15 protein-coding genes are annotated in these 20,750 nt (G+C 69.3%); 13 read left to right on the forward strand and 2 right to left on the reverse strand.

Going from position 1 to position 20,750, the window contains the following annotated elements; translation table 11 throughout:
• The first annotated feature begins 32 nt into the window (after positions 1 to 32).
• The 4 genes from BUR99_RS09370 (at position 33) to BUR99_RS09385 (ending at position 3,475) form a co-directional block, all read left to right on the forward strand.
• Entirely contained in the window at positions 33 to 809 is a 777-nt protein-coding gene (locus tag BUR99_RS09370) for a LamB/YcsF family protein (RefSeq protein WP_084183864.1), read from the forward strand.
• Positions 806 to 1,438, forward strand: coding sequence for a 5-oxoprolinase subunit B family protein (locus BUR99_RS09375; RefSeq protein ID WP_074260060.1), 633 nt, complete (start codon positions 806 to 808; stop codon positions 1,436 to 1,438). Before BUR99_RS09370 ends, BUR99_RS09375 begins: the two co-directional genes overlap by 4 nt.
• A gap of 58 nt (positions 1,439 to 1,496) precedes the next feature.
• Positions 1,497 to 2,357 carry a 5-oxoprolinase subunit C family protein gene (locus BUR99_RS09380; protein WP_074260061.1) on the forward strand — a complete coding sequence of 287 codons (861 nt, stop codon included), beginning with the start codon at positions 1,497 to 1,499 and terminating at the stop codon, positions 2,355 to 2,357.
• Between the two features lie 71 nt (positions 2,358 to 2,428).
• A complete protein-coding gene (locus tag BUR99_RS09385) occupies positions 2,429 to 3,475 on the forward strand; it encodes an NAD(P)-dependent alcohol dehydrogenase (RefSeq protein WP_074260062.1) in 1,047 nt (348 codons plus the stop codon).
• Positions 3,476 to 3,493: 18 nt separating this feature from the next.
• Here BUR99_RS09385 and BUR99_RS09390 read toward each other — a convergent pair whose 3' ends face one another.
• Both BUR99_RS09390 and BUR99_RS09395 read right to left on the reverse strand, forming a co-directional pair.
• Positions 3,494 to 4,348, reverse strand: coding sequence for a spermidine synthase (locus tag BUR99_RS09390; protein ID WP_074260336.1), 855 nt, complete (start codon positions 4,346 to 4,348; stop codon positions 3,494 to 3,496).
• A 60-nt stretch (positions 4,349 to 4,408) separates the two neighbouring features.
• Complete coding sequence (locus BUR99_RS09395) at positions 4,409 to 5,161, reverse strand: spermidine synthase (RefSeq protein WP_074260063.1); 753 nt, start codon at positions 5,159 to 5,161, stop codon at positions 4,409 to 4,411.
• A 227-nt stretch (positions 5,162 to 5,388) separates the two neighbouring features.
• On the opposite strand from BUR99_RS09395, the gene BUR99_RS09400 reads away from it, so the two are divergent.
• The 9 genes from BUR99_RS09400 to rpoC all read left to right on the forward strand — a co-directional run bounded on the left by BUR99_RS09400 (position 5,389) and on the right by rpoC (position 20,736).
• Positions 5,389 to 6,582 (forward strand): ROK family transcriptional regulator, encoded by a 1,194-nt coding sequence (locus tag BUR99_RS09400; RefSeq protein ID WP_074260064.1) that lies wholly within the window; start codon positions 5,389 to 5,391, stop codon positions 6,580 to 6,582.
• Positions 6,576 to 7,805: a Gfo/Idh/MocA family protein gene (locus BUR99_RS09405; protein WP_074260065.1), complete on the forward strand. Its 1,230-nt coding sequence runs from the start codon at positions 6,576 to 6,578 to the stop codon at positions 7,803 to 7,805. Before BUR99_RS09400 ends, BUR99_RS09405 begins: the two co-directional genes overlap by 7 nt.
• A gap of 66 nt (positions 7,806 to 7,871) precedes the next feature.
• Positions 7,872 to 9,137: an ABC transporter substrate-binding protein gene (locus BUR99_RS09410; RefSeq protein ID WP_074260066.1), complete on the forward strand. Its 1,266-nt coding sequence runs from the start codon at positions 7,872 to 7,874 to the stop codon at positions 9,135 to 9,137.
• Entirely contained in the window at positions 9,134 to 10,087 is a 954-nt protein-coding gene (locus tag BUR99_RS09415) for a carbohydrate ABC transporter permease (RefSeq protein WP_074260067.1), read from the forward strand. Before BUR99_RS09410 ends, BUR99_RS09415 begins: the two co-directional genes overlap by 4 nt.
• Complete coding sequence (locus BUR99_RS09420) at positions 10,080 to 10,916, forward strand: carbohydrate ABC transporter permease (RefSeq protein ID WP_074260068.1); 837 nt, start codon at positions 10,080 to 10,082, stop codon at positions 10,914 to 10,916. Before BUR99_RS09415 ends, BUR99_RS09420 begins: the two co-directional genes overlap by 8 nt.
• An 8-nt stretch (positions 10,917 to 10,924) precedes the next feature.
• Complete coding sequence (locus BUR99_RS09425) at positions 10,925 to 11,962, forward strand: Gfo/Idh/MocA family protein (RefSeq protein ID WP_074260069.1); 1,038 nt, start codon at positions 10,925 to 10,927, stop codon at positions 11,960 to 11,962.
• Positions 11,959 to 12,984, forward strand: coding sequence for a Gfo/Idh/MocA family protein (locus BUR99_RS09430; protein WP_074260070.1), 1,026 nt, complete (start codon positions 11,959 to 11,961; stop codon positions 12,982 to 12,984). The genes BUR99_RS09425 and BUR99_RS09430 overlap by 4 nt, the downstream gene beginning before the upstream one ends.
• A gap of 320 nt (positions 12,985 to 13,304) precedes the next feature.
• Positions 13,305 to 16,796, forward strand: a complete 3,492-nt coding sequence (gene rpoB / locus BUR99_RS09435) for a DNA-directed RNA polymerase subunit beta (protein WP_074260071.1) — start codon at positions 13,305 to 13,307, stop codon at positions 16,794 to 16,796.
• 43 nt (positions 16,797 to 16,839) lie between these two features.
• Positions 16,840 to 20,736, forward strand: a complete 3,897-nt coding sequence (rpoC, locus tag BUR99_RS09440) for a DNA-directed RNA polymerase subunit beta' (protein ID WP_074260072.1) — start codon at positions 16,840 to 16,842, stop codon at positions 20,734 to 20,736.
• Positions 20,737 to 20,750 lie beyond the last annotated feature (14 nt).

Below are 20,750 nucleotides of genomic sequence, written 5' to 3' on the forward strand. Positions count from 1 at the left end.
AGTCTGCCCCGAGTCCGCGCCAGAATGGGAGCATGCCCGCCGAGAACGATGCGACCAGCATCGACCTGAACAGCGACCTCGGAGAGTCCTTCGGGGCGTGGCGGCTCGGCGACGACGCGGCGATGTTCGCCCTCGTGTCGAGCGCCAACGTCGCCTGCGGGTTCCACGCCGGCGACCCGGTGACGATGCTCGCGAGCGCCCGCCTCGCGGCGGCGCACGGCGTCGCGCTCGGCGCGCACCCCGGCTACCGCGATCTCGCCGGGTTCGGCCGACGTGCGCTCGACACGAGTCCGGCGGAGATCGCCGCCGAACTCCTCGCCCAGCTGGGTGCACTCGACGGCGTCGCCCGCGCGGCCCGCACCCGGGTGCGGTACGTGAAGGCGCACGGCGCGCTCTACCACCGGCTCGCGACCGACGAATCGGCCGCCCACGCCTTCGTCGAAGCCGTCGCCGCCTTCGATCCCGCACTCACCGTGCTCGGCCAACCGTCGGGCGCGATCGTCAGGGCAGCGGATGCCGCGGGCCTCCGCTACGCCCGCGAGGCCTTCGTCGACCGGGGCTACGTGGCCGACGGCTCCCTCGTGCCCAGAGGGGAGCCGGGCGCGGTGGTCGACGATCCCGCTGCGGCATCCGATCGCGCGCTCGAGATCGCCGAGACCGGCGGTATCACCGCCGACGACGGCAGCCGGGTCGAGCTCGGCGCCGACTCGCTGTGCCTGCACGGGGACACGCCCGGCGCTGTCGCGATCGCGCGAGCGGTGCGCGCCGCGCTCGAACAGGCCGGGTTCGAGATCGAGGCGTTCGCGTGAGCCGCCGCCTGCTGCCGAGCGGCGATGCCGCGCTGCTCGTCGAGTGCGACAGCCTCGACGAGGTGCTCGCGCTGCACGATGCGCTCGCGGCCGAGCCGCCGGCGGGCCTCGTCGAACTCGTGCCCGCGGCGCGCACGATCCTCGTCGCCATCGACCCCGAACGTCTGCCGCTCGAGTCGGCCGCGACCTGGGTGCGGCGCATTCCGGCCGAGGCCGCGGCCCGCAGGTCGGGCCACGCCGCCGACGAGGTGACCGTCGACGTCGTGTACGACGGCGACGACCTCCGGAGTGCGGCCGCCCTCCTCGGCATCTCGAGCGACGCGCTCGTCGCCCGGCACCAGGCCGTCGAATGGCGGGTCGCGTTCATCGGCTTCGCGCCCGGGTTCGGCTACCTCGTGAGCGACGACTGGCCGTTCGAGGTGCCCCGGCTCGATGCGCCGCGCCCCCGAGTGCCCTCGGGTGCGGTGGCACTCGCCGGGGCCTTCGCCGGGGTCTACCCGCGTCAGAGCCCGGGCGGCTGGCGGCTCATCGGGCGCACGGATGCGCCGCTCTGGGATCCGGCCGCGGAGTCGCCGGCGCTCCTCGTGCCGGGGCGCCGCGTGCGCTTCAGAGACGCCGGCCGGTCATGAGGCACCTCACGGTCGGGGCGCCGGGCGCGCTCGCATTCGTGGAAGACGCCGGCCGGTCATGAGGCGGCTCACCGTCGAGGCGCCGGGTGCGCTCGCGCTCGTCGAAGACCTGGGCAGGCCCGGGCTCGCGCACCTCGGGGTCGCGGGGTCGGGCGCGCTCGATCGGGCGGCCCTCGCCCTCGCGAACCGCCTCGTCGGCAACCCCGACGGTGCGGCGGGGATCGAGATCCTGATGGGCGGGTTCCGCGCCCGATTCGACGAGGAGACCTGGGTCGCCGTGACGGGTGCGTGGGGTCGGGTGACCCTCGACGGCCGGCCGTTCGCGCCGTACACCGCGGGTCGCGCGGTCGCAGGGTCGGTGCTCGAGATCGGCCCGGCCGAGCGCGGTGCGCGGTACCTGCTCGCGGTGCGCGGCGGCGTCGACGAGCCGGCGGAGCTCGGCTCCCGCTCGCGCGACACGCTCTCGGCGATCGGCCCGGCACCCGTGGCCGCGGGCCGGGTGCTCGCGATCGGCGCGGCGCCCGCGGCATCCGTGCCCCTGCTCGATCGCGAGGCCGCCTTCCCGCCGCCCACCGGCGCGGTGACCCTCGCCCTGCTGCCCGGGCCGCGTGCCGATTGGTTCACGGATGCCGCGCGCGCGACGCTCTTCGACGCCACCTGGCGCCTCTCGGGCCAGGCCGACCGGGTCGGTGCCCGGCTCGAGGGCCCGGCGCTCGAGCGGCAGATGACGGGCGAGCTCGCGAGCGAGGCCACTGTGCCGGGCTCGATGCAGGTCGCGGGCGACGGCAGGCCGACCGTGCTGCTCGCCGATCGTCCGGTGACGGGCGGCTACCCCGTCATCGCGATCATCTCGCCCGCCTCCCTCGATGCCGTGGCCCAGCTGCGTCCGGGCCAGGAGGTGCGGTTCCGGCACGCATGAGCCCCCTCGGCGGCGGGCGCGTGTAGCGTCGTGCAGGCGCGCACGCGCGACCCAGCACCGAGGAGACCGAGATGACCGTCGTCAACGCCTACGCCGCCCCGAGCGAGGCCGCTCCGCTCGAGCGCACCCTGATCGAGCGCCGCCCACTCGGACCGCACGATGTGCGCATCGACATCGCCTACGCCGGCATCTGCCACTCCGACATCCACACCGTGCGCGGCGACTGGGGGTCCCAGTACTACCCGCTCGCCCCCGGCCATGAGATCGCCGGCACCGTCGCCGAGATCGGTGAGGCGGTGACGAGGCACGCCGTGGGCGACCGGGTCGGTGTGGGCTGCATGGTGAACTCGTGCGGGCAGTGCCGCAACTGCCTCCGCGGCGAAGAGCAGTTCTGCACGGAGGGCGTGGTCTTCACCTACGGCAGCCCCGATCGCGACGGCACCGTCACCCAGGGCGGCTACTCCGAGCAGGTCGTGGTGACCGAGTCGTTCGTGGTGCGCATCCCCGACGCGCTCGCCCTCGACGTGGCAGCGCCACTGCTGTGCGCCGGCATCACCACGTATTCGCCGCTGCGGCACCGGAAGGTCGGCCCCGGCACTCGTGTCGCGGTCGTCGGACTCGGCGGTCTGGGGCACATGGGCGTGCAGTTCGCCCGGGCGCTCGGCGCGGAGGTGACGGTGCTGTCTCAGACGCTGGGCAAGCAGGACGACGGGCTGCGGCTGGGCGCCGACCACTACCGTGCGACCTCCGACCCGGCGACGTTCACGGAGCTCCGCGGCTCGTTCGACGTGATCCTCAACACCGTCAGCGCCGTGATCGACCTCGACGCATACCTGGCGCTCCTCGACGCCGGCGCGGCGATGGTGTGCGTCGGCGCGCCCGGCGAGCCGCTCGAGGTCGGCGTGATGTCGCTCATCAACGGCAACAAGACCCTGGCCGGCTCGAACATCGGCGGCATCCGCGAGACGCAGGAGATGCTCGACTTCTGCGCGGAGCACGGCATCGGGGCCGAGATCGAGGTGATCCCGGCATCGGAGATCAACGCCGCCTACGAGCGCGTGCTCGCATCCGACGTGCGGTACCGCTTCGTCATCGACGCGGCCACCTTCAGCGGCTGAGCGGCGGCTGCGCGCGCTTCAGGGCTTCGAGAGGAAGATGGAGCGCGCGGGCGGCGGCGACGGCACCGCCGTGGCATCCGTCACGACGGGAGCGCCGGCGATGAATCGGCGCAGCTCCTCGCCGTCGACGAGCTTCGCGGGCGAGGGGTCGCTCGCGAGACGGCGAGGCATGCCCGCGAAGGGCAGTTCGTCGTGCGAGGCGTACATCACGACGTTGCCGAAGCGGCGCCCCTTCAGCATCGAGGTGTCGGCGGCGATCGCGAGGTGCTCGAAGACGTGGGCGAGGGTCGCGGCCTGCGATCGGGCGAAGGCGAGGCCGGCGCCGTCGGCGACGTTGACGGCGACGATGCCGCCGGGCGCGAGCCGCGGCGAGACAAGGCCGTAGAACTCGGCGCTCGTCACATGTGCCGGGGTGCGCGCGCCCGAGAAGATGTCGACGACGGCGATGTCGACGGCGCCGTCGAGGCCCGACGGCAGTTTCGCGAGCACTTCGCGGGCGTCGCCGTGGCGCACCCGCACCTGCGCGCCACGGGGGAGCGGCAGGTGCTCGCGCACGAACTCGACGAGGTCGGACTCGAGTTCGACGACCTGCTGCCGGGAGCCCGGCCGGGTCGCCGCCACGTAGCGGGGGAGCGTGAGCGCCCCGCCGCCGAGGTGCACGGCGGTGATCGGCTGCCCCTCGGGGCGCACGAGGTCGACCGCGTGCCCGATGCGCCGCACGTACTCGAAGCCGAGCCAGTCGGGGCGATCGAGTTCGACGTGCGACTGCGGGGTGCCGTCGACGTAGAGGGTCCATGAGCCCGGCGACTGCCGCGACTCCTCGAGCCGGGCGAGGTGGCCGCTGACGGCGAGACGGCGTTCGAGCTCTGACACGGATGCCACGCTACCGCGCGGGCTCGCTCGCGCCGCGCTCGCCGGGGCGGGCGGCTCCGATCAGCAGGCACCCCACAGCACGAAGTCGAGCCGGTCGCCGTCGAGCACCTCGGCCGGATGCGGCCCGCGGGCGAGCAGGCGTTCGCGGAGGCCCTGCGGCAGTCCGTCGGGCGCGGCGACGAGCACGGCGTTGCCCTCCTCTGCGCCCGAGAGCACGGTCGGATCGCCCGCGACGAGGAGCGCTGCCGCGGGCGCGGCCCGTGCGATCGCCCGCGCCTGACCGCGGAGCCTGCCGAGCCCCGCGGCGTCGGCCACGTTGACCGCGAGCGCCCCGCCGGGTGCCAGGAGCTCGAGGCATCCGCTCATGAAGTCGACGGTCTCGACGAACGCCGGTGCCTGCAGGTGCGAGTAGAGGTCGACGACGACGAGGTCGAACCCGCCGTCGAGGACCCCGATGACGGATGCCGCGTCGCCGACGACGATCTCGATCTGCGCGCCGGTCGGCAGGGGCAGCCGCTCGAGCACGGTCTCGAGCACCTCGCGATCGAGCTCGACCACGACCTGTGCGGCACCCGGGCGGGTCGCTGCGACGTACCGCGCGAGGGTGAGGGCGCCGCCGCCGAGGTGCAGCACCCGAGCGGGCGATCCGGGCATGCCCGTCGCGTCGATGATGTGTCCGATGCGACGCGTGTACTCGAAGAACAGGTGCGTGGGGTCGGCCGCGTCGACATGCGACTGCGCGGTGCCGTCGACGAGGAGGGTCAACCCGTGCTTCGAGAAGACATCCGTCTCGAACTCGATGTGCCGCACCATGCCTGCATGGTGTCATGCGCCGGGCGCCGGTGCGTGCTGCTCCCAAATCTGAAACCGGCTTGCGTTTTTTCGGCGACTCCTCGCGGCAGCGCGATTCACTGCCGAGAAAAGTGTTTGACAGGCATCCGACCACTGTGATTCACTCAACCCCAAGCTATTACGCAAGCCGCTTGCGAAATAGAAGATGCGCCGAGGCATGCCCCTTCGGCGAACCCGAAGGAGCAGCGATGGAGCCCGGCACGCACGAGCACCGCGTCAGCGCACTGCGCCGCGCGAACACGGCGCGCTGCGCCCTCCAACTGCGCGACCAGGGCCCTGCCGCGGTCTCCGAACTCGCACGCGCCACCGGCCTCTCCCGGCCCACGGTCGAAGCGGCGCTCGCCGACCTCGCGGCGCGGGGCCTCGTCGCGACCGACGAGATGAACGGCCACCGCGGCGCCGGCCGCCCGGCCAGGGTCTCCCGCTTCGTCGGCAGTGCCGGCTACGTCGCGGGCGTCGACGTCGGCATCGCGGGCATGCGGGTCATCCTCGCCGACCTCGCGGGCACCGTGGCCGCACGCGTCGAGCACCAGGGGCCGGTGCCGAACGACGGCAGCGCACGCATCGAGGCCGTGCGTCTGCTCGTCGCCGAGGCGCTCCGCCTCGCCGACGCCCCCGCGCACCGGCTCGTCTTCGCCCACATCGGCGTCACCGGTCTCGTGCGCGCCGACGGTCGCATCTGGATCTCGCACGGCTTCGCCGACTGGGAGGGCGTCGACGTCGGCGGCAAGCTCGCGACCCTCCTCGGCTGCCCCGTCACGCTCGACAACGACGTGAACCTCGCGGCGCTCGCCGAGCAGCGGCTCGGCTCGGCTCGGCTCGCCGACGACATGATCTTCCTGCTCATCGGCAGCCAGATCTCCGCCGGACTCGTACTCGACGGCAGGCTCCGACGCGGCAGCCACAACGCCGCAGGCGAGCTCGGCGACGCGAGTCTCAGAGTTCCTCTCGACGACCGCGGGCACCTCCTCTGGCGTTCGGCGTCGACCGCACGCGGGGTCTTCGAGCTGGCCGACGCGGGCGACGCCGACGCCGTGGCAGAGGTCGACGGGTTCATCGCGGGCATCGCCGACACGGTCGTCGTGCTCGCCCAGACGATCGACCCGGATCTCGTCGTCATCGGCGGGCCGATGTCCCGCGCCGGCGACCGGCTCGTGAAGCCGCTGAACGCAGCGGTCGCCACGCTCGTCTCGCTGCCGTTCGCCCCGACGATCGTCGCGTCCCGACTCGGCATCGACTCGATCGCCTACGGTGCGCTGTCGCGGGCGTTCGACCTCAGCTCGGAGCTCGTCTACGGAGTGCACGAGGTGCCGATGCCGGCGCTGCGCCGCCCCGACGGCGGCGACGCGCTCGACTCCACTGGAAAGGACTTCGAATGGTGAACACCGACGGGCCGGGGCGTCCGCTCCGACTTGCCGTGATCGGATGCGGCGCGAGGTCGAACCTGGCCCGGCACGCCCCGGCCTCGGGCCTCGGCGAGATCGTCGCGCTGGTCGACCCCGACGCGGCGGCGATCTCGCGCGGCCGTGAAGCGCTCTCGACGACGGCAGAGGCCTTCGCGAGCACCGCCGACCTGCTCGCATCGGGGGCCGCGATCGACGGGGCATTCGTGCTCACGCCCGACGACACGCACGCCGAGGTCGCGATCGACCTGCTCCGTGCCGGCATCGCGGTCTACGTCGAGAAGCCGCTCGCGACCACCACCGAAGACGCCGACGCCGTGCTCCAGGCGGCCATCGATGCTCGGGCGAAGCTCTACGTGGGCCACAACATGCGTCACATGGCCGTCATCCGCACGATGCGCGACGCCATCGCGCGCGGCGAGATCGGCGAGGTCAAGGCGGTCTGGTGCCGTCACTTCGTCGGCAACGGCGGCGACTACTACTTCAAGGACTGGCACGCCGAGCGCGCGAGGTCGAACGGCCTGCTGCTGCAGAAGGGCGCGCACGACATCGACGTCATCCACTGGCTCGCGGGCGGCTACACGACCCGGGTCGTCGGCATGGGCGGCGACACGCTCTACGGGGGCATCGCCGATCGACGCGACAACTCCGACCGCACGATGCCCGAGTGGTTCAGCCTCGACAACTGGCCGCCGCTCGCGCAGCGCGAACTCAACCCCGTGATCGACGTCGAAGACCTGTCGATGGTCATGATGACCCTCGACAACGGCGTCTACGCCTCGTACGAGCAGTGCCACTACACGCCCGACTACTGGCGCAACTACACCGTCATCGGCACGAAGGGCCGGCTCGAGAACTTCGGCGACACCGACGGCGGCGTCATCCGGGTCTGGAACGAGCGTCACGTCTACCGGCCGCAGGGCGACCTCGAGCACCCCATCGTCGGCGACGAGGGCGGACACGGCGACGCCGACCTGCGCACCGTCACCGAATTCCTCCGCTTCGTGCGCGAGGGCATCCCCACCGAGACCTCGCCCATCGCCGCGCGCCATGCGGTCGCGACGGCGGCGGCGGCGACGGACTCGCTTCGAAACTCGTCGGAACCCCGCGACGTGCCGGCGCTGCCCTCGGGCGCCGTCGGCTACTTCGAGGGGGCCGGAGACCCGGTCGGCGCGGCGCACACCGCGCCGACCGGTGGGTGACTCCCGTCACCCGCAATCACCTGCACATCGGGCGATCCCGCCCACTCTAACCGGAGGAGAACACCCATGCGCCGCACAGCGCTACTGGCCGGAGTCGCCGCAACGGCGCTCCTGCTGACCGCCTGCTCGTCCAACGACGGTGGGTCGGCGTCGACCGCCGACAAGGACATGACGGCAGAGATCAACTACGCATTCTGGGACGCGACCCAGGAGGCGGCGATCGACACGATCATCGAGGAGTTCAACGAGGAGTACCCGAACATCACGGTGAAGAAGGACGTGACGCCGTACTCGGAGTTCTTCGGCAAGCTCCAGACGCAGGCCTCGTCGGACACGCTGCCCGACGTCTTCTGGATGAACGGCCCGAACTTCCAGCTCTACGCCTCGAACGACAAGCTCGAGCCCGTGACCGACGCGGTCGACCCCGCCAACTACCCGCAGGCGCTGAACGACCTGTACTCGTTCGACGGCACCCAGTACGGCGTGCCGAAGGACTACGACACCGTCGCGGTCTTCTACAACAAGGCGCTCTTCGACCAGGCCGGCGTCGAGTACCCGACCGAGGGATGGACCTGGGACGAGTTCCACCAGAAGGCCAAGGCCATCTCCGACGCGCTGAAGGCCGATGGCGTCTACGGCACCGTCAACGGGCTCTCGGGCGGCCAGGAGGTCTACTACAACACCATCCTCCAGGCCGGCGGCGAGGTCATCTCCGCCGACAGCACCACCTCGGGCTACGACAGCCCCGAAGCGATCGAGGGCCTGCAGTTCGTCGCCGACCTCATCGCCGACGGCTCGGCGCCGACGCTCCAGCAGCTCTCGGACACCCCGCAGAACGTCTGGTTCGTCAACGGCAAGTCGGCCATGTTCTGGTCGGGCACCTGGTCGAACGCGGAGCTCCGCGACTCCGCGATCGTCGACGACATCGAGGTCGCACCGCTGCCCAAGAACGAGCAGGAGGCCACGGTCATCCACGGTCTCGCGAACGTCGTCGCGAAGTCGTCGAAGAACAAGGCCGCCGCGCAGGCGTTCCAGGAGTTCCTCGCCTCCGAGCGCGCCGCGGTCATCCAGGCCGAGGCCGGCGCGGCACTGCCCGCCTACTCGGGCACGCAGACCGCGTTCATCGAGTCGGCGCCGTACAACCTGCAGGTCTTCCGCGACGAGGCCGAGAACTCCTCGTTCCCGTACCCCGTCTCGAAGAACACCGCAGCGTGGAACCAGCTCGAGAACGAGCTGCTCCCCGCCGCCTTCTCGGGCGAACGCCCCGTCGCCGACGTGGCGAAGGAACTGGCCGAGAAGATGAACGAAGCACTGGCCGAAGAGAACGAATGACCTCGTCAGCAGTCCGTGAGGCCGACGTCGCAGCTCCCGCTGCGGCGTCGGCCCCGCCGGCCGGCCGCGGCAGACGCCGGGGCCGCAGCGACCTCGGCTGGGCGCTCGTCTTCGTCCTGCCGCTGTTCGCGGGCATCGCCCTCTTCTACCTGTGGCCGATCGTTCGCAATCTCTGGTTCAGCTTCACCGAATGGGGACCCTTCGGCGATTCCGAGTGGGTCGGGCTCGACAACTACATCGAGCTCGCCGGCGATGCCACGATGGGCCGCGCCATCCTGAACACCCTCGGCTACACGGCGATGCTGCTCTGCGGCGTGCCGCTCGCGATCTACTTCGCGAGCCTGTTGAACCGCCCCGGTCTGCGGTTCGCGAACCTCTTCCGCACCGCCTTCTTCCTGCCGTACGTCGCGATGCCCGCCGCCATCTCCATGGTCTGGCGCATCATCTACAACGGCGATTTCGGCATCCTGAACTACGCGCTCTCCCTCATCGGCATCGACGGTCCCAGCTGGCTCTCGACCGAGGGCGTCGCCCTCGTCGCCGTCGCGCTCGTCGGCATCTGGATCTCGCTCGGCTTCAACCTCATCATCCTGTCGGCGGGAATGAAGGGCATCCCCGTCGAGCTCTACGAGGCCGCGTCGCTCGACGGCGCGACGCGCTGGAAGCAGTTCACGACGATCACCGTGCCGCTGCTCACCCCCTCGATCTTCTTCGTCTCGGTGATGACGGTCATCGCGGGCTTCCAGGTCTTCGACCTGCTCTACGCCCTCATGGGCACCCAGAACCCCGCCATCGACAAGACCCAATCGGTCGTCTACTACTTCTTCACGAACATCAAGACGGGTGACAACGGATACGCGGCCGCGATCGGCGTCGTGATCCTCCTCCTCGTCGGCATCTTCACGCTGCTCCAGTTCCGACTCCAGAAGAAATGGGTCACCTATGTCTAAGCGTCGTGTCGGCGCACGCGAGTCGAACACGATCGCCTACGTCGTGCTCACGGTCGGGTCGGTCGTGATGATCTTCCCGTTCGCCTGGCAGCTCATCATGTCGCTCGGCACGAACGCCGACGTCATCTCCGTGCCGCCGTCGTTCTGGCCGTCGGAGTTCAAGCCCGAGAACTATCTCAACGTGTTCGACCGGGTGCCGTTCCTCAGCCAGTTCTGGGTGTCGGTCGGCATCACGGTCATCCGCACGGTCGGCCAGCTCGTGCTGTGCTCGATGGCGGGCTACGCGTTCGCGCGCATGTACTTCCCGTTCAAGGGAGTGGTGCTCGCGCTCATCCTCGCGATCCTCATGGTGCCGCCGCAGGTCTACCTGCTGCCGCAGTACCAGATCATCCAGGGCCTCGGCTGGCTGAACACCGTCATCGGCATCGCCGCGCCCGGCATCTTCAGCGCCTTCGGCACGTTCATGATGCGGCAGTTCTTCATGGGCCTCCCGCCCGAGCTCGAGGAGGCCGCGCGCCTCGACGGCGCGAACCAGTTCCAGATCTTCTGGAAGATCATGCTGCCGCTCGCCAAGCCCGGCCTCTCGGCGCTCGCGATCATCACGGTGCTCTGGTCGTGGAACGACCTGCTCTGGCCGCTCATCGTCGCGACGAGCGCCGAGAGCATGCCGCTCTCCGCCGGCATCGCGACGCTCACGAGCGGACGCACGATCACGGACTACCCGATGCTCCTCGCCGCCGCGATGATGGCGATGGCGCCCGTACTGATCCTCTTCCTCATCATGCAGCGCCGGGTCATCGACGGCGTCGCATTCTCCGGACTGAAATGAGCCAGCGGATGACGCAGCGCAATGATTCCCTCCGGGTCGGCCTCATCGGTGCCGGCGCGATCTCCCACGCCCACGTGCCCGGTTGGCTCGCGCTCGGCGCGCAGGTCACCGTCTACTCCGAGGCCGGCGCCGAGGCGCTGGCCGGGCAGTACGGACTCGAGGTCGCCGGCTCGCTCGACGAGCTGTGGCAGGCGGTCGACGTCGTCGACATCGTCACGCCGACCGCGACGCACGCCGAGCTCGCGCTCGCCGCGATCGCACACGGCCTCGACGTCGTGTGCGAGAAGCCGCTCGCGCGCACCGCTGCTGACGCGACCGCGGTCATCGACGCGGCGGGGCGCGCCGGAGTGCGGCTCTTCCCGGCGCACGTCGTGCGCTACTTCCCCGAGTTCCTCGCGGCGCGCGACGCGATCGCGGCCGGACGCATCGGGCGGCCGGCGGTCTTCCGATTCCGGCGGCAGAGCGCGGCCCCGCAGTCGCCCTGGTTCTTCGACGACGCGGTCTCCGGCGGCATCGTCATGGACCAGATGATCCACGACCTCGACCAGGCCGAATGGCTCGGCGGGCCGGTGCGCCGCGTGTTCGCGCGACTGCGGCGCGGCGGCGATGCGGCGGCACCGGTGGTCGCCGCCCAGGTCGTGCTCGACCACGAGTCGGGGCTGATCAGCCACGTGCACGGCACATGGGGGAGTCCGGCACTGCCCTTCTCGTACTCCTTCGACGTCGCGGGCGACGGCGGGGTGCTGCGGTTCGACTCGGTGCGCGACGACACGACGCGCCGGGCGCTGCCGCCGATCGACGGCGGGGGATACCTGCCCGAGACGAGCGGGGACGAGAGCCCCTACTCCGCCGAGATCGCCGACTTCGTGCGGGCCATCCGCTCGGGCGGCCCCGCTCGGGTCGACGGTGCCGACGGCGTGCGCGCCGTGCGCATCGCGGAGGCCGCGCTCGAGTCGATCGAGACCGGCCTGCCGGTCGACCTCGTTCCCGCCGGCGAGGCGACGGATGCCACGACCGACGACGCCCTGAACGGAGCCCGCGCATGAGCCGCACGACCGAACCGCTGCGCATCGGCATCCTGTCGTTCGCCCACCCGCACGTCGAGGCGTACGCCCGTTCGCTCGTCGAACGCGGCATCGAGGTCGTGGGCACCGACCTCCCGCCCTATGACGCGGGTACGCAGCGCGGCGCAGCACTCGCCGAGCGCCTCGGCATCGAGTACCTCGACGACGTCGACGCCGTGCTCGCGCGTGCGCCGCACGGCGTGATCGTCACCGCCGAGAACGCGCGGCATCGCGAGCTCGTGCTCGCAGCGATCGCGGCAGGGGCCCACGTGCTCTGCGAGAAGCCGATCGCCACCGAGGTCGGCGACGCCCTCGCGATGGTCGACGCGGCCGACGCGGCGGGCGTCTCGCTCATGACCGCGTACCCGGTGCGGTTCGCGCCGTCGTTCCGCGAGCTCGTGGCCCGCGTGCGTGCCGGGCAGCTCGGCGAGATCGTCGCCGTCTCCGGCACGAACAACGGCAAGATCCCGCTCGACCGCAGCTGGTTCACGAATGCGGCGGCAGCGGGCGGCGGCGCGCTCGTCGACCACGTCGTGCACTGCGCCGACCTGCTCGACGAACTCCTCGGCGAACCGGCGCAGGAGGTCTACGCGACGACGAACCGCATCCTGCACGCCGACCGCGGCGTCGCGGTCGAGACCGGCGGGGTCGTATCGATCGCCTACCCGTCGGGCGTCATCGCGACGATCGACTGCTCGTGGAGCCAGCCCGACTCCGCAGCCACGTGGGGCGGGCTCACACTCGAGGTGCACGGCACGAACGGATCGATGCGGATCGACCCGTTCGCCGCCCACCTCTCGGGGTACGCCGAGGGCGGCGCGACCTGGGACGCCTTCGGCACCGATCTCGACGGGCTCATGATCGACGAGTTCCTCGGTGCGATCCGCGAGTCGCGGGCGCCCAGTCCCGACGGCTCGGTCGGAGTCCGCACCCTCGCGATCGTCGACGCGGCGAAGCGGTCGGTGCGCTCGGGAACGCCCGTGGGCGTGCTCGCGACAGCCTGAACGAACGCCGGATCCGGCGCCCCGAGGCATCCGCTCACCGACTCGATCGGGAGCCGCAGCGGGGCGCCGGCTCGCAGTTCCGGGGCGGCGGATCGTGGTTATACCGGAGATTCGCGGACAAATCAAGAATCGACTGGACACGGCGCGTCTGGCGACATATAGTTAACCTTTGCGCTCCCAGACCCACCATGCCTTCATATTGCGGTCGGCTTTCGTGCGTGTCGAGATCCTGAGGTCTCCGGCATCCGCATTCGTCTGAGGGGTTCCACTCTCCGCTACCGACAGTGAACCGGCCCGACGGGGCCATGGAGGTTATTCACTTGGCTGCTGCGCGCAACGCGACCACGCCCACCCCCAAGAACGGACGCGGTGCAAGCCGTCTCTCGTTCGCCAAGGTCACCGACACCCTCACGGTACCCGACCTGCTCGCTCTCCAGACGGAGAGCTTCGACTGGCTCGTCGGAAACGAGGCGTGGAAGACACGCCTCACCGAGGGCAAGGCGGCCGGTCGTCAAGACCTGCCCGAGACCACCGGTCTCGAGGAGATCTTCGAGGAGATCTCTCCGATCGAAGACCTCGGCGAGACCATGCAGCTCTCGTTCACCAACCCCGAGCTCGAGCCTCCGAAGTACACGATCGACGAGTGCAAGGAGAAGTCCAAGACCTACTCCGCACCGCTGTACGTGAACGCGGAGTTCATGAACCACCTCACGGGTGAGATCAAGACGCAGACCGTCTTCATGGGCGACTTCCCGCTCATGACCCCCAAGGGCACGTTCGTCATCAACGGCACCGAGCGCGTCGTCGTCTCGCAGCTCGTGCGTTCGCCGGGCGTCTACTTCGAGCGCACCCCCGAGAAGACCTCCGACAAGGACATCTACTCGGCTCGCGTCATCCCGAGCCGTGGTGCATGGCTCGAGTTCGAGATCGACAAGCGCGACCAGGTCGGCGTCCGCATCGACCGCAAGCGCAAGCAGTCCGTCACCGTCTTCCTGAAGGCCCTCGGCCTCACCTCCGAGGAGATCCTCGAGGAGTTCGCCGGCTACGAGTCGATCGCCCTCACCCTCGAGAAGGACAACATCCTCACGAAGGAAGAGGCGCTCAAGGACATCTACCGCAAGCTCCGTCCGGGCGAGCAGGTCGCTGCCGAGGCCGCGCGTGCGCTCCTCGACAACTTCTACTTCAACCCGAAGCGCTACGACCTCGCGAAGGTCGGCCGGTACAAGATCAACAACAAGCTCGGCCTCGAGGCTCCCCTCACCGACTCGGTGCTGACGGTCCAGGACATCGTCGCCACGATCAAGTACCTCGTCGCGCTGCACGACGAGCGCACCACCCTGCCCGGCCGCCGCGCCGGCAAGGCGGTCGAACTGCGTCTCGACGTCGACGACATCGACAACTTCGGCAACCGTCGCATCCGCGCGGTGGGCGAGCTCATCCAGAACCAGGTCCGCACCGGCCTGTCCCGCATGGAGCGCGTCGTCCGCGAGCGCATGACCACGCAGGACATCGAGGCGATCACCCCGCAGACCCTGATCAACGTGCGACCCGTCGTCGCCGCGATCAAGGAGTTCTTCGGCACCTCGCAGCTGTCGCAGTTCATGGACCAGAACAACCCGCTCGCGGGTCTGACCCACAAGCGTCGCCTCTCGGCGCTCGGCCCCGGCGGTCTCTCGCGCGACCGCGCCGGCGTCGAGGTCCGAGACGTCCACCCCTCGCACTACGGCCGCATGTGCCCGATCGAGACCCCGGAAGGCCCGAACATCGGCCTCATCGGATCGCTCGCATCGTTCGCGCGCATCAACTCGTTCGGGTTCATCGAGACCCCGTACCGCAAGGTCGTCGCCGGCAAGGTCACCGACCAGATCGACTACCTCACGGCGTCTGAAGAGGACGACTACATCGTCGCCCAGGCCAACGCGCCGCTGAAGGCCGACGGTCACTTCTCCGAAGACCGCGTCCTCGCCCGTCAGAAGGGCGGCGAGGTCGACCTCGTTCCCGCCGACCTGATCGGCTACATGGACGTCTCGCCGCGCCAGATGGTGTCGGTCGGCACGTCGCTCATCCCCTTCCTCGAGCACGACGACGCGAACCGCGCCCTTATGGGTGCCAACATGCAGCGTCAGGCGGTGCCGCTGCTGCGCAGCGACTCGCCGTACGTCGGAACGGGCATGGAGGGCTACGCGGCCATCGACGCCGGTGACGTCATCACCGCCGACAAGGCCGGTGTCGTCGCCGAGGTCTCCGCCGACTCGGTCACCGTGCAGCTCGACGCGGGCGGCACGCAGACCTACTTCCTGCGCAAGTTCGACCGCTCCAACCAGGGCACGTCGTACAACAACCGCGTGATCGTGAACGCGGGCGACCGCGTCGAGGTCGGCGAGGTCATCGCCGACGGTCCCGCGACCGACAACGGCGAGCTCGCGCTCGGCAAGAACCTCCTCGTGGCGTTCATGCCGTGGGAGGGTCACAACTTCGAGGACGCGATCATCCTCAGCCAGAACCTCGTGAAGGACGACGTGCTCTCGTCGATCCACATCGAGGAGTACGAGGTCGACGCCCGCGACACGAAGCTCGGCAAGGAGGAGATCACCCGTGATCTCCCGAACGTCAGCCCCGACCTGCTGGCCGACCTCGACGAGCGCGGCATCATCCGCATCGGCGCAGAGGTCCGCCCCGGCGACATCCTCGTCGGCAAGGTCACGCCGAAGGGCGAAACCGAGCTGTCGGCCGAGGAGCGCCTGCTCCGCGCGATCTTCAACGAGAAGAGCCGCGAAGTCCGCGACACCTCGCTGAAGGTGCCCCACGGTGAGCGCGGCACGATCATCGCCGTCAAGGTGTTCGACTCGCAGGACGGCGACGACGAGCTCGGCTCGGGCGTCAACCAGCGCGTGGTCGTCTACATCGCCCAGAAGCGCAAGATCACCGAGGGCGACAAGCTCGCCGGTCGTCACGGCAACAAGGGCGTCATCTCGAAGATCCTCCCGGTCGAGGACATGCCGTTCCTCGCCGACGGAACTCCGGTCGACGTCATCCTGAACCCGCTCGGCATCCCCGGCCGCATGAACTTCGGCCAGGTGCTGGAGACCCACCTCGGATGGGTCGCCAAGCAGGGCTGGAAGGTCGACGGCAGCCCGGTGTGGGCCAAGAAGCTCCCCAAGGAAGCACACGAGGCCGCTCCCGGCACCAAGGTCGCGACCCCGGTGTTCGACGGCGCGCTCGAGGAGGAGATCGCGGGTCTGCTCGACTCGACGCTCCCCAACCGCGACGGCGAGCGACTCATCGACTCGTCCGGCAAGACGCAGCTCCTCGACGGTCGCTCCGGTGAGCCGTTCCCGTACCCGGTCTCGGTCGGCTACATGTACATCCTGAAGCTGCACCACCTCGTCGACGACAAGATCCACGCGCGTTCGACGGGCCCGTACTCGATGATCACCCAGCAGCCGCTCGGTGGTAAGGCGCAGTTCGGTGGACAGCGATTCGGTGAGATGGAGGTCTGGGCGCTCCAGGCCTACGGCGCCGCATACGCGCTGCAGGAGCTCCTCACGATCAAGTCCGACGACATCCTCGGCCGCGTCAAGGTGTACGAGGCGATCGTCAAGGGCGAGAACATTCAGGAGCCCGGCATCCCCGAGTCCTTCAAGGTGCTCATGAAGGAGATGCAGTCGCTCTGCCTGAACGTCGAGGTGCTCTCGGCCGACGGCACCGCGGTCTCGCTCCGCGACACCGACGACGAGGCCTTCCGCGCTGCGGAAGAGCTCGGCATCAACATCTCCGCGCGCTTCGAGTCGTCGAACATCGACGAGATCTAAGCCAGGCCAGTAGACGACTACAGAAACTTTCCAAGGAGAGAAATTGCTCGACGCAACGACTTTTGACGAGCTTCGCATCGGCCTGGCCACCGCAGAGGACATCCGCAAGTGGTCCTACGGTGAGGTCAAGAAGCCTGAAACCATCAACTACCGCACCCTGAAGCCCGAGAAGGACGGTCTGTTCGGCGAACAGATCTTCGGCCCGAGCCGCGACTGGGAGTGCGCCTGCGGCAAGTACAAGCGTGTCCGCTTCAAGGGCATCGTCTGTGAGCGATGCGGCGTGGAGGTCACCAAGTCCTCCGTGCGCCGTGAGCGCATGGGCCACATCGAGCTCGCCGCTCCGGTGACGCACATCTGGTACTTCAAGGGTGTGCCCAGCCGTCTCGGCTACCTGCTCGACATGGCGCCGAAGGACCTCGAGAAGGTCATCTACTTCGCCGCGTACATGGTCATCGACGTCGACGACGAGGGTCGTCACGCCGACATGCCCGGCCTCGAGAACGAGCTCCGGCTCGAGATCAAGACCATCGGCGACCAGCGCGATGCCCGCATCGCGACGCTCATGGCGCGCAAGGAGGAGGAGCTCGCCGCACTCGAGGCGGAGGGCGCCAAGTCCGACCAGAAGAAGCGCGCTGAGGCCGCCGCCGACAAGGAGATGACCCAGGTCCGCAAGTCGGGTGACGAGCAGGTCGCGCACCTCGAGCGCGTGTGGGAGGACTTCCGCACCCTCAAGGTCGGCGACCTCAAGCCCGAGGACTCGGTCTTCCACGAGCTTCAGGACCGCTTCGGCATGTACTTCGACGCCTACATGGGCGCCGAGGCCATCAAGAAGCGCCTCGAGGCCTTCGACCTGGCCGCCGAGGCCGACGACCTGCGCCTGCAGATCGCCGAGGGCAAGGGCCAGAAGAAGATCCGCGCGATCAAGCGTCTGCGCGTCGTCAGCTCCTTCCTGCAGACCGGCAACTCGCCGGCCGCGATGGTGCTCGACGTCGTGCCGGTGATCCCGCCGGAGCTTCGTCCGATGGTCCAGCTCGACGGTGGCCGCTTCGCGACCTCCGACCTCAACGACCTCTACCGTCGTGTGATCAACCGCAACAACCGACTTCGTCGTCTGCTCGACCTCGGTGCCCCCGAGATCATCGTCAACAACGAGAAGCGGATGCTGCAGGAGGCCGTCGACGCACTGTTCGACAACGGCCGCCGCGGTCGCCCCGTCACCGGTACCGGCAACCGCGCCCTGAAGTCCCTGAGCGACATGCTCAAGGGAAAGCAGGGTCGCTTCCGCCAGAACCTGCTCGGCAAGCGCGTCGACTACTCGGGCCGTTCGGTCATCGTCGTCGGCCCGCAGCTGAAGCTGCACCAGTGCGGTCTGCCCAAGCAGATGGCGCTCGAGCTGTTCAAGCCGTTCGTGATCAAGCGCCTGATCGACCTGAGCCACGCTCAGAACATCAAGGCCGCCAAGCGCATGGTCGAGCGTTCGCGCCCCCAGGTCTGGGACGTGCTCGAGGAGATCATCCGTGAGCGCCCGGTTCTGCTGAACCGTGCACCCACGCTGCACCGCCTCGGCATCCAGGCCTTCGAACCGCAGCTCGTCGAGGGCAAGGCCATCCAGCTCCACCCGCTCGTGTGTGCTGCGTTCAACGCGGACTTCGACGGCGACCAGATGGCCGTGCACCTTCCCCTCTCGGTGGAGGCGCAGGCCGAGGCCCGCATCCTGATGCTCGCCTCGAACAACATCCTGAAGCCGTCCGACGGCCGTCCGGTGACCCTGCCCACGCAGGACATGATCATCGGCCTGCACCACCTGACGACCGGCAAGTCCGGCGCCGCAGGTGAGGGTCGCGCGTTCTCGTCGATCGCCGAGGCCATCCTCGCCTTCGACCAGAACCGTCCGGGCGACTTCGCGCTCGACCTCGGTGCCACGGTCAAGATCCGTCTCGAGGGCCTGCACTTCGCCGAGGGCGAGACCCCCGAGGACTTCGTTCCCGGCAAGCCGTACCTGCTCGAGACGACCCTTGGTCGCGCCCTCTTCAACGAGGCGCTTCCGGTCGACTACCCCTACGTGAACGCGCAGGCGGGCAAGACGCAGATCTCGGAGATCGTCAACGACCTCGCCGAGCGCTACCCGAAGACCGAGGTCGCCGCGACCCTCGACCGCATCAAGGACGCCGGCTTCAAGTGGGCGACCCGTTCGGGCGTGACCGTGGCACTCTCCGACATCCTGACGCCGGCCAACAAGGGCGAGATCGTCGCGAAGTACGAGAAGCAGGCCGCCAAGGTCCAGGGGCAGTTCGAGAAGGGTCTCACGACCGACCTCGAGCGTCGCCAGGAGCTCATCCAGATCTGGACGAAGGCCACCGACGAGGTCGCCGTCGCGATGCGCGATGCGTTCCCCGAGGACAACACCATCAACCGCATGGTGTCGTCGGGTGCTCGTGGTAACTGGCTGCAGATCCGCAACATCGCGGGCATGCGAGGCCTCGTGAACAACCCGAAGGGTGAGATCATCCCTCGCCCGATCATCTCGAGCTACCGCGAGGGCCTCTCGGTCGCCGAGTACTTCATCGCGACGCACGGTGCCCGTAAGGGTCTGGCCGACACGGCCCTCCGTACGGCCGACTCGGGTTACCTCACGCGTCGTCTCGTCGACGTCTCGCAGGATGTCATCATCCGTGAAGAGGACTGCGGCACGACCAAGGGCCTCGAGCTCCCGATCGCGACGACGGATGCCTCGGGCGAGCTCGTCCGCGACCCGAACGTCGAGAACGCGGTCTACGCCCGCAGCCTCGCCGCCGACGCGGTCAACGCCAAGGGCGAGGTCGTCGCAGAGGCCGGTGAGGACGTCGGTGACGTGCTCATCGACAAGCTCATCGCGGCTGCCGTCGAGACGATCAAGGTGCGCTCCGTGCTCACCTGCGAGTCGGCCGTCGGTGTCTGCGCGAAGTGCTACGGCCGTTCGCTCGCGACCGGCAAGCTCGTCGACATCGGCGAGGCCGTCGGCATCATCGCGGCCCAGTCGATCGGTGAGCCCGGCACGCAGCTGACGATGCGTACCTTCCACACCGGTGGTTCGGCCTCGGCCGACGACATCACGCAGGGTCTGCCCCGCGTGCAGGAGCTCTTCGAGGCGCGCACCCCCAAGGGTGCATCGCCCATCGTCGAGGCCCCGGGTCGCATCACGATCGACGAGACCGACAAGCAGCGCAAGGTCATCCTCACGCCCGACAACGGCGACGAGCCGATCGCGTACAACGTGCTCAAGCGTTCGACCCTCCTGGTCGAAGACGGACAGCACGTCGAGCTCGGCCAGCAGCTGATCGTCGGCACCGTCGACCCGAAGGAGGTCCTCCGGGTCAAGGGTGTGCGCGAAGTGCAGAAGCACCTCGTCAACGGCGTGCAGGACGTCTACCGTTCGCAGGGTGTGCCGATCCACGACAAGCACATCGAGGTCATCGTGCGCCAGATGCTGCGCAAGGTCACCGTCGTCGACCACGGCGACACCGACCTGCTGCCCGGTGAGCTCGTCGACCGCCTGAAGTACAACGGCATCAACCGTGCCGCGCTGACCGAGGGCAAGAAGACGGCGTCGGCTCGCCAAGAGGTCATGGGTATCACCAAGGCCTCGCTCGCGACCGAGTCGTGGCTGTCGGCCGCGTCCTTCCAGGAGACGACCCGCGTGCTCACGCAGGCCGCCATGGAGGGCAAGTCCGACCCGCTCGTCGGCCTCAAGGAGAACGTGATCATCGGAAAGCTGATCCCCGCCGGCACCGGTCTGCAGAAGTACCGGAACGTCGCGGTCGAGGCGACCGAGGAGGCGAAGGCGGAGCGGTACCCGAACCGCATCTTCACCGACGACGCCGCGTTCACCGAGGGCGACCTGAGCTTCGTCGACTTCGACGCGTTCTCGAGCGACGACTTCACCCCCGGCAACTACAGCTAGTCAGCCGATACGAC

This window comes from Agromyces cerinus subsp. cerinus (genome assembly GCF_900142065.1).
Taxonomy (GTDB): Bacteria; Actinomycetota; Actinomycetes; order Actinomycetales; family Microbacteriaceae; genus Agromyces; species Agromyces cerinus.